The 17,598-nt window shown below is 31.6% G+C and carries 12 protein-coding genes; 1 reads left to right on the forward strand and 11 read right to left on the reverse strand.

The window, feature by feature from the left end; genetic code table 11:
- Positions 1–34: 34 nt before the first annotated feature.
- The 11 genes from HPY57_11260 to HPY57_11310 form a co-directional block, all read right to left on the reverse strand.
- Entirely contained in the window at positions 35–748 is a 714-nt protein-coding gene (locus HPY57_11260; protein NPV12356.1) for a hypothetical protein, read from the reverse strand.
- 18 nt (positions 749–766) lie between these two features.
- Positions 767–1,870, reverse strand: coding sequence for a Nif3-like dinuclear metal center hexameric protein (locus tag HPY57_11265; GenBank protein NPV12357.1), 1,104 nt, complete (start codon positions 1,868–1,870; stop codon positions 767–769).
- 160 nt (positions 1,871–2,030) lie between these two features.
- Positions 2,031–3,092, reverse strand: coding sequence for a flavodoxin-dependent (E)-4-hydroxy-3-methylbut-2-enyl-diphosphate synthase (gene ispG, locus HPY57_11270; protein NPV12358.1), 1,062 nt, complete (start codon positions 3,090–3,092; stop codon positions 2,031–2,033).
- A complete protein-coding gene (locus HPY57_11275) occupies positions 3,092–3,631 on the reverse strand; it encodes a DJ-1/PfpI family protein (protein NPV12359.1) in 540 nt (179 codons plus the stop codon). Before HPY57_11275 ends, ispG begins: the two co-directional genes overlap by 1 nt.
- A gap of 71 nt (positions 3,632–3,702) precedes the next feature.
- Positions 3,703–7,308 carry a hypothetical protein gene (locus HPY57_11280; GenBank protein ID NPV12360.1) on the reverse strand — a complete coding sequence of 1,202 codons (3,606 nt, stop codon included), beginning with the start codon at positions 7,306–7,308 and terminating at the stop codon, positions 3,703–3,705.
- Entirely contained in the window at positions 7,274–8,104 is an 831-nt protein-coding gene (locus tag HPY57_11285; protein ID NPV12361.1) for a hypothetical protein, read from the reverse strand. Before HPY57_11285 ends, HPY57_11280 begins: the two co-directional genes overlap by 35 nt.
- 1 nt (position 8,105) lies before the next feature.
- On the reverse strand, positions 8,106–8,567 hold the full coding sequence (locus HPY57_11290; GenBank protein NPV12362.1) for a hypothetical protein: 462 nt from the start codon (positions 8,565–8,567) through the stop codon (positions 8,106–8,108).
- Between the two features lie 6 nt (positions 8,568–8,573).
- Positions 8,574–9,077 carry a hypothetical protein gene (locus HPY57_11295; GenBank protein ID NPV12363.1) on the reverse strand — a complete coding sequence of 168 codons (504 nt, stop codon included), beginning with the start codon at positions 9,075–9,077 and terminating at the stop codon, positions 8,574–8,576.
- Positions 9,078–9,617 (reverse strand): DUF4402 domain-containing protein, encoded by a 540-nt coding sequence (locus tag HPY57_11300; protein ID NPV12364.1) that lies wholly within the window; start codon positions 9,615–9,617, stop codon positions 9,078–9,080.
- A 128-nt stretch (positions 9,618–9,745) separates the two neighbouring features.
- Positions 9,746–11,374: a T9SS type A sorting domain-containing protein gene (locus HPY57_11305; GenBank protein ID NPV12365.1), complete on the reverse strand. Its 1,629-nt coding sequence runs from the start codon at positions 11,372–11,374 to the stop codon at positions 9,746–9,748.
- Positions 11,375–11,388: 14 nt separating this feature from the next.
- Positions 11,389–14,142, reverse strand: a complete 2,754-nt coding sequence (locus HPY57_11310) for a TonB-dependent receptor (protein NPV12366.1) — start codon at positions 14,140–14,142, stop codon at positions 11,389–11,391.
- Positions 14,143–14,696: 554 nt separating this feature from the next.
- Here HPY57_11310 and HPY57_11315 point away from each other — a divergent pair.
- Positions 14,697–17,336 carry a T9SS type A sorting domain-containing protein gene (locus HPY57_11315; GenBank protein NPV12367.1) on the forward strand — a complete coding sequence of 880 codons (2,640 nt, stop codon included), beginning with the start codon at positions 14,697–14,699 and terminating at the stop codon, positions 17,334–17,336.
- The last annotated feature ends 262 nt before the right edge of the window (positions 17,337–17,598 follow it).

Genomic DNA, 17,598 nt, shown 5'->3' on the forward strand with positions numbered 1-17,598 from the left:
TGCTCAAAAGAGCAGTTACTCACCTTTTTATATTTTAAAGATTTTCTATTTCAGCTGAGATGAGGATTCTACCACAAGATTCGCAGGTATAAATTTTATCATTTCTTCTAATTTCGAGCTGCTTTTGAGAAGAAATTACCGCATAGCAGCCTTCGCAGGCATTTCGCTTTATCGTAACAACTGCTTTTCCTTTTGCTTCACGAATTCTTGTATAAAGAGCTAAATCGGCTCTCGTAATTTTTGCGACAAGATTTTCTCTTTTTTGCTCGAGCTCTTTTCTCTCTTTTTCAGTAACCTTATCAATTTCAGCTAAATCTTTCTTCTTATCTTTTAATTCTTTTTCAATTTCATCGAGCTCAGGTTCAAGTTCTTCGATTTCTTGAGTAAGTTTTTTACTTAAGTCAGCGAGAGAGTTATTTTCCTGCTCGAGCTTTTGAATTAATTCTTCCGTAAAATCTATTTCTTTTGTGAGAGCATCGTATTCTCTATTTGTTTTTACCTGCAAAAGCTGAGCTTTGTATTTCTTTAAGTTAGCTTTCGACTCAGCTATTTTGTCATCGTTCTCTTCTCTCTTCTTGAGAGAATTTTCTTTTTCGCGTTTTTTCTCTTGAATTGTATCTTTAAGAGTTTTTAATCTTGACTCAAGCAATTCAATTTCTCGTGGTAATTCCCCTCTCAGCTCATCGAGCTTATCAAGCTCGGTATCAATTTTCTGGAGTTCCCACAATAATTTTAATCTTTGTTTCAATTTTTTATCTCCTCAATTTTAAATTCTTTTAATTTTTTCCTTCTGCCGATACTTTAGAACTTTAATTTTAATCCTGTTCTTACGAAGAAACTCTTGTAATCGATTTTCAAGCTCATCTAAAACAGGAAATTCAGTATGAAAATGACCCGCATCGATAAGAGAAATTTTATCACCATAATCAAGGAAAGTATGATATTTAATATCAGCTGTAACGAAAGCATCACATCCTTCCGAAATGGCTTTGGAGATTAAATCACTTCCACTGCCACCGCAAACTGCAATTTTGAATAATATTTTTTTCTGACCCTGAGTAAACTTCACCACTGGTGCATTTAACTTCTTTTTAACTAAACTCACAAAAGACTCTAAGTTCATTTTCTCTGGAAGGAATCCAACAGCACCAAAACCAAAGTTCACATTTCGATTTTGAAGAGGATAAATATCGTACGCAGGTTCTTCGTAAGGATGGTTATCTAAGAGAGCTTTGAGAACTTTGTTTAAGTTCCACTTCTCAAAAATCATTTCCAATCTTATTTCTTCCACTTCTTCCAATTTTCCTTTCACACCGACTGCGGGATTTGTATTTTCAAGACCGAAAAATGTTCCTTTACCTTTTAATCGATAACTGCAATGTGTATAATTACCTATCACACCCGCACCAGCTTCTGAAAGTTTATTGATCAAATTACTGACATAAGTTTCCGGGACAAAAGTGACAAGCTTATATTGAGTACAAGGTGCATTCTCAAGGAATGAAATTTTTTGCAATCCAAGTTTTTTCGCAAGAACAAACGATACACCGTCTTTTGTGAAATCTAGATTAGTATGAGAAGAATAGATTGTGATTCCATTTTTGATGGCAAGTTCAATTATCTTACCTTTATCAGAAGATAAATCAACTTTATTCAAAGGATTGAAGAATAATGGATGATGGGAAATTATCAAATTACACTTTTCTTTAATTGCTTTTTCCAGAGCATCCAGACTTAAATCTAATGTTAATAAAATTCCTTTTGTCTCCTCAGCTGGATTACCTATTTGTAATCCAATATTATCTCTTTCCCATGCAATTCCTTTCGGCGCCCAATCTTCAATGAAACCGAATATTTCTAAATTTTTCATAATTCCTTTTTTAAACAAAAAAAATGCACTTTTTAAGTGCATTTTTAAAAACTTTAACCGATTTTTATACTAAGTTTTATTTTAGGCTTGACTTTATCCTCTATCTCAATCATAGTTCTTTCACATTCAATATATCTTAATTTTTGAAATTTATCAATCTTTAATTTTCAGGTTGAAAATTTCTTATTTCCTCAAGAAGAACATCAACAATCTCTTCTTCTTTGATTCTTCTCACTACTTCCCCTTTTCGATAAAGTATTGCAACGCCTTTCCCTGCAGCAATTCCAATATCTGCTTCACTTGCTTCGCCAGGCCCATTAACAACGCATCCGAGCAGGGCAACTTTAACTGGCTTTTTAATGTCTTTTACAGCTTCTTCCAGTTTGTTTGTAATGGTAAATAGATCTACTTCAAGTCGGCCGCAAGTTGGGCAAGCAATTATTTCTACATTTCGAGTTGCAAGTCCAAGTGATCTTAAAATTTCTTTACCAACTTCAACTTCTTTAACTGGATCATCAGTTAAAGAAACTCGAATTGTATCCCCAATACCTTCGGCGAGCAAAGTTCCAATTCCAACCGCTGATTTAATTGTTCCTACTCTTGTAGTTCCTGCTTCAGTTACACCAAGATGTAGTGGATAATCAGTCCTTTCAGCAATCATTCTATATGCTTCAATCATCAATCGAACATCGGTAGATTTAACAGATATCACAATATCTTCAAATCCATATCTCTCACAAATTTTTACATGCTTCATTGCACTTTCGTACAATGCTTCTGCTGTTGGATAACCATATTTTTCAAGAATTTCCTCTTCAAGCGACCCTGAGTTTACACCGATACGAATTGGTATTTTTCTTTCTTTTGCCTTTGTTAATACTTCTTTTATTCTTTCTTCTGAGCCAATATTACCAGGATTAATTCTTACTTTTGCAACACCAGCTTCAATGGCTTTTAATGCAAATATGTGATTAAAATGAATATCAGCAACGATCGGTATATTAGATCTTCTAACAATTTCTTTAATTGCTTCAGCTGCTTCTTTATCATTAACCGTTACTCGAATTATATCGCATCCAGCCTCTTCAGCTTCTTTGATTTGTCGAACAGTAGCTTCAATATCACTCGTTTTCGTTTTTGTCATAGTTTGAACAGAAATTGGTGCATCGCCACCTACAGGAACTCCACCAACATATACTTTTCTTGATTTTCGACGTTTAATCATACATACCTCTTTGATTTTGTTATAATTTCAACAAGTGACTTGCCAAATAATTCGGCAGATTCTGGACCTGAACCTGTAAGAATGTTATCATCAAATTCAATAAGATTTTCTGTTACAATTGCTCCTGTTGATTTAATTTGTTCTTTATCTGTTGGGAAACAGGTAACTTTTCGTCCTTTCAACAATTCTGCAGAAGCTAAAATTCCAACAGCGCCACAAATAGCGGCAACTATCTTCCCTTTCGAGTAAAAATTCTTAATTGTTTTAATTAATAGATTATTCTTCCAGTAATTTCTTGAACCTGAGCCACCAATTAAAACTATTGCTGAAAAATTTTCAGGATGAAGATTAAAAAGATAAGTATCCGGTTTTATTCTCAAACCAAATTGACCGATCGAGAGATTTCTATTTTCAGAAGCAATAAAGACTCGTATTCCGTTTTTTTCAAGGATGGATTTTGGAATTAAAAACTCCGTATCGTGGAAATTCTTCTCAGGGATAAAGAATACAACACTTTTAGCTGAATGTTTTATCATACAAATGCAAGTTATTAACCGAATGTTGATTTTTCAATTTATTAAACTCTCACTCACTAAAGTTTAAATCTTCACTTAATTACAAACCTGAGATTTTCAATTATTAGCTTGCCAATTCTTGGATTAATTTCAAAACCAATTTTTTCAGGTTCAGACTTAAACGAGAATTTTTCTAGAAAATTTTTGTCTATTTCAATTTCATAATCTCCGGCTGTCAATCCATAAAAATAGAATGAACCATCACTAAAAGTTGACAGCAAATATTTTTTATTTGTTTTCAAATTTCTCACAACCAACTTGACATTTGAAATTGGAATTTCTTCTTTATCAAGCGATCGAACGACAATTCCACCAATTTCGCCAGTTTCATAGTAAGGTAATTGTATGACCTTTAATCTATTTCCATCTGTCAAGATATTAAAATCCGAATGCTCAAACGAATAATTTATTGATTTGAGATTCGTCTCATTCAATTTAATTGAATATTCTTGATAGGGATTTAAACCAAAGAAAATTCTTGCATCGTTTTTAAGTTTAGTTGAATAAACTGCAGAATTGAGTATGAAATCTACGCCTTTAATATTTTCTTCATCTTTATCTTTTAAGCCATTACCATTTTTATCTTCGAATCCTTCAATAAAAAGGCCAGCTCTGCCTATTTGCGGTTCACGGTAGAAATAGAGTTGATTAATCTCAGGGCTATAACCAACCGAACCACTCAATTGATGATTGTATAAATCTTTACCACTGGAGTTAGAAATGTATCTGAATTGAGGTAATTCAAGGAAAAGGCTGACATTAAAGTTTGATGTTGGAATCTGGACGATATTCTCGTAATTAATCTGAAATCTTAAATCTTTTGTTAAAGTTGCAGTATAGAAAATTGAGTAACTAAAAATTTTTTTCTTGAGAATATCAAGAGTCGTTTTCGAGCTTAAAAAACTTCTATTTAAGATTGGAATGCTTCGAGCTACATTATTAAAATTAATTGTAGAGCTTAAAACTAATTCTCTTCTTTTGAGCAATGAATTTGTCTTAAAATCTTCATAATTAAAACCAGCGCTAAAACTGACCCAATTCAGCAGAAAAAATGAATTTAAATTCCAGAAGTTTCTTTTGAAACTTTCAGCATCTATTTTTTCAAAATTTAAGAAGACACCAAGTTCACTGAATTTAAATTTTATGGGAAAGTAGAAACTTGATTTATAAGAATTTTTTAATCTTGCGAGATTATAAAATTTGTGAGGTTTATAATTAATGTATTCAAAATAAGAGGAAGCATAATCGGGAAGAACATAACTTGCAGTAATTTTTGATTGAATTTTTGGAGAATAAAACACATTAAAAAATAAGTTTGATGAAAGTCTAAGAGTGCTTTTGCCAAAAAAATTGAGAAACTTTTCGGTTGTATCGCTTAAAAATTCTGAACCAGCATTTAAAGTCAAATAATCTTTTAAGCCATACTTAAATTCGATATTAGCTAACCTGTTTTGCGTAAAACGCAATCTTCCAAAAGCTGCATTATAATTAAAGACACCTTCAGGTAATAAATCGTAAGGTATTTGAAAAATTTTTCTATAAGATTTTGTCTCGCCTTTTAAAGTATGAATTCTAAACTCATAATTCGACATTCCATATTTAATAGGTATCTCAAAGTAAAAATTACTTTTATCGTCTGATTGAGTTAAATCGATTAATTCATTGTTTAAATAAAGCTCAACATAACTATGCGGTTCTGCAAAATCCCGATAAATATAAGTTCCAAGTTTTTTTCTCGGTTCAACTGGTTCATTGGTTAAGTTAATTCCACGATAGGTATAGGTATTAATCCCTTCAATATAATTATCACCAATAATTACTTGAGTTAAATAGTTATTTGGGTCGGGTGTATACTTCCAGTTAAAATCTTCTATGATACTTTTTGAATTGGCGGTTTTAAAAATCTGTCTTGAATAATAAAAATCGCCGTAAAGAAATTCCCCACCAAGTGCTGTGTTTAGATTAAAATTCGATCTCTGATTTTTTAATATCGTTTGATTAACACTATAGTCAAAAATAAATCCATTTAATAGACTTCTTTTTCTCGTGAACAACAAAGGCAATGCAGTTTCCTCTTTTGGAAATTTAAAAGAAGAAAGTTTCTGTCTGAGCATAAATTCATTATAGACTGGCAAAGGTCGTTCGCTTTTCACATAAAGAATAAGATTTGAAAAGTCGAAGTCTAATTTCAGGTTTAGAAGTTTCTCAATGAAATTTAAAGAGAAGTATTTCTGATCATACTGAACAATATTTTCGTCCTCATTTATATCAAACTCACTGTATTGATTTTTTGCTTTGTTTTTTTGTAAGTCAACATAAAAATAGTTTGAAGTATTATCAGTTGTTCCTTCGATAAGATTCTCGTTTTCTATTGTAAAAGGTATCTGAAGTATTTGAAGCAAATCGGTGAGAGAAATAAAAATTTTATCTTTATAAGAAACAGCTTGAATGAAAGATTTAACAACTCCAGCATACTCAAGATTTAACAAGATTTCTTCAATTTCATCACTTGAAAAATTATCTGCTTGAGGTAAATCGAATTTAGGTGTTTCAAAAACATTGACTGTAAAATACAATCTGCCAGAATAGATTGATCGTCCATCATTGAGGTTTGCCTTAATATTCCAGCGATATGATGAATTATTTTCAAGTATTCCTGCAGGTAATGTGAATACAGTGTCTTTCAGCTTAAATGATTGTTCAGTATCATAAATCAGTTTATAGTTTCCCTTATCATCTCTTTTACTGATCGCAAGTGAATAACTCTCTGCCTCAGGAATCCTTTTCCAGATAAATGTAGGTGTGGTAGTGGCAACTATTTCTTTATTTTCTACCTTGTAACCGGGATAAATTGCTTCAGGGGCGATTATTTTTTTTGGTAAAGTAATATAAAAGATTCGTTCATCTGAAAGTGATGAATTTTTAAATTTATCGACTGCTCTGATCTGCCAGACATATTTTAAATCAGGTTTAAGAAGATTGCCTTTGAGAACAAAAAATGTATCTTTTATCAAACCAAAATTTTCTTCTGAAAAGATTTTTCTTTTTTTACCACTTTTACTTTCTTCAAATATTATTAATTCATAGCCAACTGCATCTTTATGTTTTAACCATTTAAATACTGGATTTAGATTTTTGATATTTTCTTTTTCAGGAGAAAATTTTCCTGGCGATATTGTTACAGGTTTATCTTGAAATTGTCTTTTCTTTAAATTCACCTTCAGGTAAAATTCATCACCAAAGTTGCCCCAATTTTTGCCATCAAATGCACGAACATTCCAGCTGTAAGATTTTCCGTCCTGCAAAACTAAATCCGGAACAACAAAGAATGTATCTGTAAGCTCAAAAGTTCGAATTAATGCAATAGATTTATCGTCAATGCCGGGTTCATCTTCTTTAATAATTAACTGATATTTTGATGCATTGCTCACACTATACCAGTTGAAAGTTGGATTCAATGTGCTTACAGTATCAATGACCAATTGAGATTGGATGGGTCTATTAAGACCTGGAAATCTGGTTAATAAATCTTGAAAATTAAAAATTGGAAAAAGAACAGTAGGAATTAGAAATAGTTGAAATAAAAGCAAAATCATCAAAAACTTAATTTTCGGGGATCTCAATATGTATTTTCTCATCTGGCACTGAGATTATTTTAATAGAACTTTCTGGAATATCTTCTTTCTCAGTATTAACGGCGGTGATATTTAGTTCATACTTCTTTCCTTTTTCAAAATCTGAGTGGTCAATCTGAATTTTCTTCAATAATTTGTAATAAAGCGGAATATATTCACTTAATGTTTTGACAATATTTCCTTTCTCGTCTTTTACTTTAACCAATAAATTCCCAATAAAAGGTGAATTACCAATTCTTTCAAGTTCAACTATCAAATTTGTTTTCCCTGAGTCAGGGACGAGTTCTAAGTTCGAAATTTTTACACCGCTTTCTCCAACACCTACTCTATAAAGACAGGTGGTGACCTGATTCAAAACAAATTTAATTCTTGCAGTAATACCTGATTGCATTGTATCAATTTGTTCAGAATAAGGAGTTGCCGAAGTAATTATTCTTGTCCAATAGGTTCCAGGTTGTAGAGTATCAGGCGCTTTTATTGTTAAACGTATAACCTGTCTTTTCTTTGGTGGAAGAATGAACTTTTTTGGAAATGCTCTGATGTAATTATTGATCGAAGATGCTTGAGAAGAGTCATTTTCAAAATATTTCATTAATATTTGTCCTGTTGAGTCAGAAACAGGATATCCAAAAGTAAATGAAACCGAAATTTCATAATTGTTTTCAGATTCATTTTGAACGATGAAGTTACCAATCTTATTGTTTTGATCTGTATAAACTATATAAGGTGAAATTAAAATCTGAGAATAAATACTTAGTGATGAAAATAAAATTAGAATCACAGAAAGAAATATTTTCATTTCAAATTACCTCAATTGTTATAACTATGGTGCCTGTATATTCACCGGGAGAAATTGTGCTCGTGCTGTTAATTTGACCTCCAAGCCACAAATAAAGTTTTTGATTATTCTTAATTTTTCTTATGCGTAATGGAGAATAAGGATTAAAATATGTCCTGCCTGTTATTGCATCCACCTTAGACCATGAAGCATAATTATTAAAGTTTATTGATACATTATCTATTCCATTTGATAAAGAATTAGGTAGAGAAAGTGTTAAAAGAAAATCCTCTCTAATTGTTGAAGTATGGTAGAAACTTATTTTTAAAGCATTTGGATCTGTATCAGGTACATTTGCACTGTAACCAATAAAAACTTCACCAAAGTTTAAATCACTAAGCTTTTGAACAACAACCTGCCCAAATATTATTTGGGTTTTAATCAATAAAGTTATTACAAAAATTATAAGCTTGATTTCTTTCATACTTGTTTAATAAGCTATTGATATTACGAGTATTCCTGAATAATCACCTTGTAAATTTGATTGATTTACAATCAAAGAACCTCCAACCCAGACATTCAATATTCCTTCTCCGTTTTGATTTTGAGGTTGGTAATAGACTCCTGATTGTATCTCTACTGGATTAACAAAATCAGTATTTATTCCAGTATGTACGATCTTTGGTATAAAAACTGGACCACTTTGATTTTGATTATTTATCAGATTTATAGTATTGAAATCAACTAAGACAGGTTTTTCAGGATGAGAGATAATTTTAAATTTTACTCCTTCTTCTGGTGACTTAGTAAAAAATTGTTGAGAATTGGATAAAACAATTTCTCCAAAATCAAGAACATTATTTTCGCTGCTCACGCTGATACCACGTTTTAATGAAGCCTGTACCGAAATATTAATCTGCTCATTATTCTGACTGTATAAATTATAAGTCGCTAAGATTAAAACTAGTAAAAAGAAAAAAGTTTGTTTGTTCATTTAATAAGTCACTGTTATGTTGAATGTTCCTGTATAATCGCCAATTGGTTGATTTGCTTGAATGTTTAATGAACCGCCAACCCAGACATAAAGAATTCCTGTTCTATTTACTGCAGGCAATTGATATGAACCACCATTGGCTACTTGTTCTGGCAAATCATAAACAGAGCTTGAACCTGTATGGACAACATTTGGTGTAAAATTCAATGAGCCTACAATCCCACCATTTTGAGCAACCCATTGAGCATTTGATAAAGAAGTATAGTTATAGGAGATAATCACATTTCTGTTAGGATGTCCTTCGATTCTGAAAACGGCTCCCTGCGAAGGATGAAGGTTATAAACAAAAGCTGAGCCTGTTAAAATAATCTCTCCAAAATTTATTGAATTATTAATTGCTGTAATAGATAATGGTTTAACCATAATGACTCTTGCCAATCCTGAAATGCTTGTAGTTTGAGCAGATAATGTTGAAAGATAAAAGGCAAAAACAATAACTATTTTTCCAACATAGTTCATAATTAAAGTTATGAAATTCATTACTGAAAATAAATTAAAAGAAGGGATATTCATTTTTTGTGGGGAAGAAAAGAACTCTCAAATTCAAAAATATAAGATTACCGTGTCCCTCACTGAAGAGGGACACAGTAATATCAACCAAGGAAATGTTACTTAATCAATACCATTTTTAAAACCTTAGAATTTTTAGATTGCTTGAGCTGAGCATAATAAATTCCGCTCGGTAAACTTGAAGCATCAAAGTTCAGATTGTACAATTTGCCAGCTTCAAGCTCAGAATCAATCAATGTTTTAATTTCTTGACCAACCGAATTGAAAACTTTTAAAGTGGTTTTTCCACTTTCTGGAAGAATGAAAGAGATATTTGTTGATGGATTAAAAGGATTTGGATAATTCTGGAAAAGCTCAAATGTTTTAGTTCCTAGATCAAATTCCTCAACTCCCGTTGTGTAATTAGTAAATTGTGGATTATAATTAGTCCATCCTTCATCCCATCTTAGTCCGTTCGGATCAAATGCACCAACATAAGTAGTCTGTGTAAAGAAGGAAGATAATCTTGGGTTGTTAAAACTGGCTCCGCTTGCTGCAGGTGAGTTGATTGCAGGAACTGGATTTGGATTGGTTGGATTAAATGGATCAATTAAACCAACACTCGATGGCTGGACATATCTTCGATTACCATAGGTTGGATTGTCATACCAACCTTGTGCATCAAAACCACTCTGATTTGTAATAATTCCATTACCAGCTCTTAAACCAGCCCATATTGAGTTTCTTATTTGAAGCGTATCGCCGGTTGCTGAATTACGAACTGCTGAACCATCCAACAACAAACCGGTGGGGAATCCCATCACAATTGAATTATAAATTGAAGTTTGTGCAGCTCTTCTGATATGTGCACCTCTTCTGAAATTTGGATTGTATTGTGTGAAAGAAGTATCAGGCATTGGACCAATAATTGTAAAGTTAGAAATCACGGGCAAAGTTCTTGGTATGTTATATGTGCCAGTTCCATCATTATCCGTTTCAAATCCATTTGAACCAGAAATATCAGCAATGTTAGGATCTCGAATTGCAAGTCCAAATTGTAGATTTCCACTAAATCCGAAATCCATATCAAAATCATCGTCAACTCCTTTATAAGAGATAAGATATTTTGCATTAACATTTCCACCAAACCATTCAAAAGAATCATCTCCTGAATAACTTACTTGCACATATTCAATGACAGTGCCTCGACCGACACCGCCAAGTGTTAACCCATTTATTTCATTATCAGGCAGAAAAGCAATTCCCGGAAATTCAATACGTACATATCTTAAAATCCCACTATTGTCGTTATCATTTGGATTTGCCCCACCACCGTAAATCGTTCCTGTTCCTCCTTCGATTGTTGCAGTTCCACCTGGTACATTGATTCTAGCATTGCCAGCAATAATAATCCCACCCCAATCACCGGGTCCCCTTTGCCCCACGGGTTGTTGACTTGTGAAAACTATTGGTCTTTCTTTTGTTCCGTTTGCAATAATCTTCGCCCCACGATTAATGATTAGAGTTCCTTTTGAATCTTTTTCACCATATATAATTGTTCCTGGTTCGATTGTTAATACAGCAGGAGGATTAACATTAACAAAACCACGAAACAAATATTTCTTTGTGCTCGATAAATATGCATTAGAATTAATATTACCTTCTATTACACTATCAACTGGTGCGAGTTGAGCAAACAGATTAATAGAAAATAAAACAAGACTTAAAAGTAAAGTATTTACTTTCATAAATGAGTATCTCCTTAATTTAGTTTATAACTTATTCCTAATGAGTAAGTTGAGTTTGTTTTTATAACTCTTGCCGGCAAGTTACCCTGTACAAACTCAACATCTTTAGCAAGGATATCCTTAATACCAAAACTTAAGCTAAATCCTGAAAATAGAGGCTGTGAAATTTTCAAATCGATTATATCACGCGGTTTTTCAATTATATCGTCTTGATATGCTGTTGCAACTTCTACAATTCTTTCGCCAATGCGGTTATAAAAAACCGAGAGTGAGGTACCAAGTGTTGGTTCAACAAAGAATAAACCTAAATTGATAACATAAGGTGATTGTCCCTGAAGTGGTCTATTTTCTCTTGCTATTGTTGTTTCGGTTCCTTTGACATTAACGAGTGACTTTATTCTTGTATAATTTCCATTAATAGAGAGATTTTCTAAATAATCACTAATAAATCCAAAAGAAAATCTTCCTTCAATTTCATAACCATAAACTTTTGCTTCATCGGAGTTCATAAATGTTCTTTCAGAACCGAGTGCGCTGCCTGTTACAACAACTTTTTCTATTGCATTTGAAATCTTTTTATAGAACAAGCTGGCTGAAATTAATTTCCCTAAGCCAGGAAAACTTTCAATTCTTAAATCATAATTTTTAATGAAGGACCTTTGTAAATCGGGATTACCACGCAATGATGTTTGAGTTGCAAAATCGAAATATGCAAACGGAGCAAGTTCTCTTAGTTCAGGTCTATTTAGTGTTTGACTGTAAGATAATCTTAGATTGGTCTTATCATTTAATTTATAAAGAAGATTGATTGATGGCAGCAAGTCAATTTTCTTCAAATGATTTGATATTGGGATCTGTCCACTAAGATCCATCGAATTAATTTTTTGAAGAGCATTTTCTAACCTTACTCCGCTTATAATATTTAAATCTCGTTCAAGTATTTTCACAGGAATTTCGGTCATTGCATAGCTGGCGAAAATCTCTTCTGATGCAGAGTAATTATTAGTTCCATTAACATATTCGTCTATTGAAAATCCATTCTGTCTGAAATTCTCAGATTCAAAAATTTTATCTAAAGGAAGATACAATAAGCTGAAATCGGTAAACCCATTACCTGGTGCATTGATAATTACACTAATTAATCGAGATGAAAAATCTCTTTTTACTTTATCATAAGAGATACCCAATTTGAATTTTGTAGAATAAAATTTTGTTTTAAGGTCAAATGATATTCCTCGTGATTTATCATAAAGATTTGAGAAAAACCTTCCGCTATTTTTAAGATTTGGCTGAAAACCTAAAACAGCGGCAAAAGGTAAATCTTCACCAATATCTCTTGCATAATAAATTCTTCTATAATCCGGTTCATTTTTTCTTGAATTATTAAGATAAATCTTCCAGTCTATTTTTAATTCATTCAATGAAGCGATGTAATGTTCCCCACTTAATTGAGTAGAAATCAAATCTCTTTCAATGTATCTAAGAGCGGTTTGTTTTTGCTCTTTTCCCGCGTCGGAATATTGGTAACCGTGTAATTGTGAAACTTCATCATCTGATGTATGAGAATAAAGATTTTTCAAGCTAAACTGATGATTACCTGAAATTTTGTAACTAAGATTAAAAAGCCCTCCAATGTTTTTTGACAGTTGAGATCTGTTTCCAGAATACTCAAACCGTTTTTCACCGCTCGACTCATATTCGTTCAGTATTGAAAAAGAATTTTTATAATCATTCTTGTAATTGAAAGCAACTAAGAAACCAAACTGCTGACCAATAAGTTTTGCCCCATCTCCAATCATAAATGAAAAGCTCTGATTTAATGGTGCCCTTGTTGTATTTGGTGACCAAACATTTTTCAAACTTCTTGCCAGTTCATTTATTTCGTTTCGAGCCAAACCTGATTTAGTCAAATCGTGAGGGAAATTAGAAGGAAGATCTCTGCTGCCGTTATCAAATCCCCAGAAATTAGTTCCATTAGGATATGTAAAGAAACTTCTTAATGTAGTATTGTCAGTATATGATGAAGAATAATTAAAATTAACTTTCAAATCTTCTGGAAAACTTATAGTATTTAATTGAACTACTCCGCCTGCAAAGTTAGCTGGTAGATCAGGCGTGTAAGACTTAATTACATTTGCATTTTCAATTAAACTTGCTGAAAGTAGATCAAATGAGAAAGCTTTTTTCTCTGATTCTGTACTTGTCAGATTTGTATTGTTTAATTGGGCGACATTATACCTCTCGCTCGTGCCTCGAACATTTACAAACTTATTCTCAATTAGTGTAACTCCGGTTACTCGCTTTAAAACATCACTTGTCAGCCCATCGGTTGTTTTTCTAATTTGTTCAGAGCTGATGCCATCCATTATATTTTGTGAATTCTTTCTGAGATTAAGTAAGGCACTTTCAAAAGATTTATCAACTTTACCAGCTACAACTACCTCCTGCGTTTCAATAATATTGTTGCTTAATGTGATTTTTAATTCAGTTGTTTTGTTAGCTTCAACCTTTACATCCCTGATTATTTTTGTCTGATATGCAATGTGACTTATTTTAATATTGTATAAACCAGTTTCAATTTCTTTTATAGTAAACTTTCCATTAAGATCTGTTGCGGCACCAATGAATGTATTTTCAATCAAAACATTACCGCCGATAATTGCTTCTCCAGTCACTTCATCTACAACAATACCAGTAATCGTTCCCTTATTCTGAGAGAAAAGATCAACCTGGAAAAATATTAAGAAAACGGTTACAAGAAATATCATAAAACTTTTTAACTTTTGGTTGATTTTATTTCTCATTTTTATCTCCTTGGTTTTGCCTGCAAGCTAAAGGTGACTTGTTAAGAAAAGGTTAACACTAAGTAAATTTTAGATTAAGTAATTGTAAAATTACTCTGAACGTATTCAAAAATGATTTATTAAAAAAATTAACTTCTTTCAATTATTTTAAGCAGAAATATCAAGGGGGGGTTGATTTCTACTTATACTAGGAAGTACCTATTAACAAGAGTTAGACGCAATAAAATTAGATAATAGAAAACCCTAAATTATTTTGATCTAAGAAAAATTCTTTTAGAGATAAGAGAATGTTCGAAATTTTAAGTTTAAATAGTAAAAACCATTTCATCAGATAACTCTCAGAAGCAATTTAGATTTTTTATAAGTCATTTAAATTTAACTGACTATTTTTTGGCCCCAAAGAACAGCTTATTTCTTTCATTGAAAAATTTTTTTTGATTTTTTAATATTTAAATGAGGTTTGTTAATTAAAGGCATCTTAAAAAACTTAAAATTCAAAATCATAACGGAGAGAAAAAATGAAAACAAAATTATTTCTCATCGTTTATTTTATAACCTGCTCCTTTTTACTTTCACAAAACATAAATGTATTCGGAACAGGTTATGGTAATTATCTTTCACTTGTTACAAACGATATACGCTCTAAATTTAAAAATGACTTAAACGGTAATTCCTATATTGTATCATTGGGTGTTGATAGAAGATTATATGCAACAAAGATTACTGAAAATAAAATATACGCTCCATTACCCATTTGCCAAATCCCTTCGTGGGGGCTAATAGTATGGGATTTTGATATTGATATTAACGGTGTATTTCACATTGCTGGATTTATCGAAGAAAGTTCGTATAAGTCTTTATTCTATATAAATTCCAGTAATGGTATCCCTGTAGTAGTTTCAACAACACCTGCTGATAGTGCATTTCAAACATATGTTCGTGTATTGAGAACGACGGATAACCAACTAATTGTAAACTATGCCTATCGTCAAGGACCATTTCTTAAATGGATACAATTAATAAATCCCACTTCATCAAATCTGAATAAATTTGAAAACAACATTGATTTATCGCCCTATAACACTTCACCGTACAGGTTAGATTATCTAGAGTATTCAGCAAATAAAAATCTCTTTTTTTATGTTCTGTATACTAAAAACATAAATTTTTTGGATTCCGTACAAGTAACATATAATACTTTCAAAGTAAATAGTAACGGCATTGTGGATAATTTATTAACCCAAACTTTTGTGCTAACAATGTATGGGGATCCATATTATTTAACCTTACCACTTGCAAATAATAATGACCAATATATTAATTGGTTAATCGCAGAATTTAGATTTTACAATATCTTAGATAAAAAATTATCTATAAGAGATTTATACATCGACAATTCAAATAATATTTACTTCATAAATCAATTGAATAATAATCTTTATTATTATGTCTACACTGCTCAAAATCTACCTATTAATTCGGGGTCAGCTCCGTATCGCCAAATTCAGATTACAAGTCAAAATTTGACTTACCGACCAGATAGTTCAATTCAAATTAATATTTTACCAGTTAGTCTCGGGGTATTGAACTTAAATAAAGCGTTTATTTTATTTTCTAATACACTTACTAATGCACTTAAAAGCATTGGTTCAACATTACTGAGAATTGAAAATAATAGCATTTATCATGAGTATATAATTACAATTGGAAATTTCGAGGTTGCGGCCGGTGAAAATCAATTTTGGTTATATCGTAATAATAGACTCTACTTAGCAAAATCTATTGAATATGACTCAATTGATGTTAACCATGGTAGATTTTACTTTTTCCCCATTAAATATGATAACAGTGAACTGCTCTCTAACTATAAAGAAAGCGAAATTTTAAAATTTGAATTTCCGCAAATTAATCCATCTAACAAACCATATAAATTTAAATTTGACGAAAATGGTTTAAGTTATATTCTTTCTATGACCATTGATACAATTAAATTTATAGCCGGAACGGAAAAGTTTGGAAGACTTTATCTTACAAGAGAAACTTCTCCAGGGATCTGGATACAACAAATTATTTCAAACGATACTCTTTCATACAATTACTCTCAACATGATTTTGATATAGACAAAAATGGTGTGGTTCATTGTGTTTACAGCTTCGATTATAAACTATTCTATACAAACAATTCTACAGGTCTATTTCAAACTCCTATAGTCGTTGACACTATCACTTATGGTTATTACTTCTTTGTTAATGTGCGAGCTTATTCAACAGATACTGTTTATATACTCGCTAAAACAGGATATGGCAATTATAGCCTGTATTCTGGTAATTATAATAATAACTTCAACAAATTTAACATATCATTTCCAAGCAGCTGGCCTCCTGTGCTCGCAGTAGATAATAATAATAATGCTTTTGTTTTTAATCCAGAACGTTACTCCTCAAGTGGAAGTTATGATTATTACTACTACAAATTTCACTATAACAATTTCATATTTAGAAAAAAGTTTCTCTCATTTCCTGCACAAGCATCATCTAGGCTTTATATTGATGCAGCTTATGATAAAAATAGAATCGTTCACTTAATAGCAGGTGATAATGTCCATCCTAAAATATATTATGCAAATTCAATTAATGATTTTTCTAATCCAGTAGAGTATGACTTAAGTATCATATCAAATATTTTCAATTTTAGAACCAGTCATCCGTATATAGGAACAATTAAACTTTATCCTTCCAGCAATGAAAACAGAATCTATTTTACAACTTTACTCGGTTTAGAAAATCCTGCAAATTTTCCAGCCGCCTTCGGCTGGTTACCCTACATTATGACAAATATTGAAAATCCAGAGCGGATTATAGTCGATAATTTTAGATTATACCAGAATTATCCTAATCCGTTTAATCCTTCAACAAAATTTAAATTTTCTCTGCCTGAAAAAGCTAATGTAATAATTGAAATTTATGATATACTCGGACAAAAAATTTATGAATTCCCCGAAAGAATTTTTGAACCTGGCATTTATGAAGAAGAGTGGAATGGTATTGATAATCAAAATTCTAAAGTCTCAAGCGGAATTTATTTCTTAAAACTCAATGCAAGATCAGGACACAATAAAGTTTTCACTGATATTAAGAAAATGGTTTTGATGAAATGAATTTTATAATTGTTAATGAATATGCTCTTTTCTGAATTATAGTCATTATAAACCTTAATTAAATATTTTAATTCCCTGCATCATCATTTATGATGATTTGTTTGCACAGGATTGCCATTTATGGCAATCCGATTTTATAGTAATCCGAAATTATAATTAGCGTTATCACGGGAATGAGGCAGGAGTCTTTGTAACTCAATCGGCGCTCAATATGTATTTTAACAAACAGCTTGAAGATGAATATTAAAACAAAAATTTTTCG

The sequence above is a fragment of the Ignavibacteria bacterium genome (assembly GCA_013177855.1).
Lineage (GTDB): Bacteria > Bacteroidota > Ignavibacteria > Ch128b > Ch128b > Ch128b.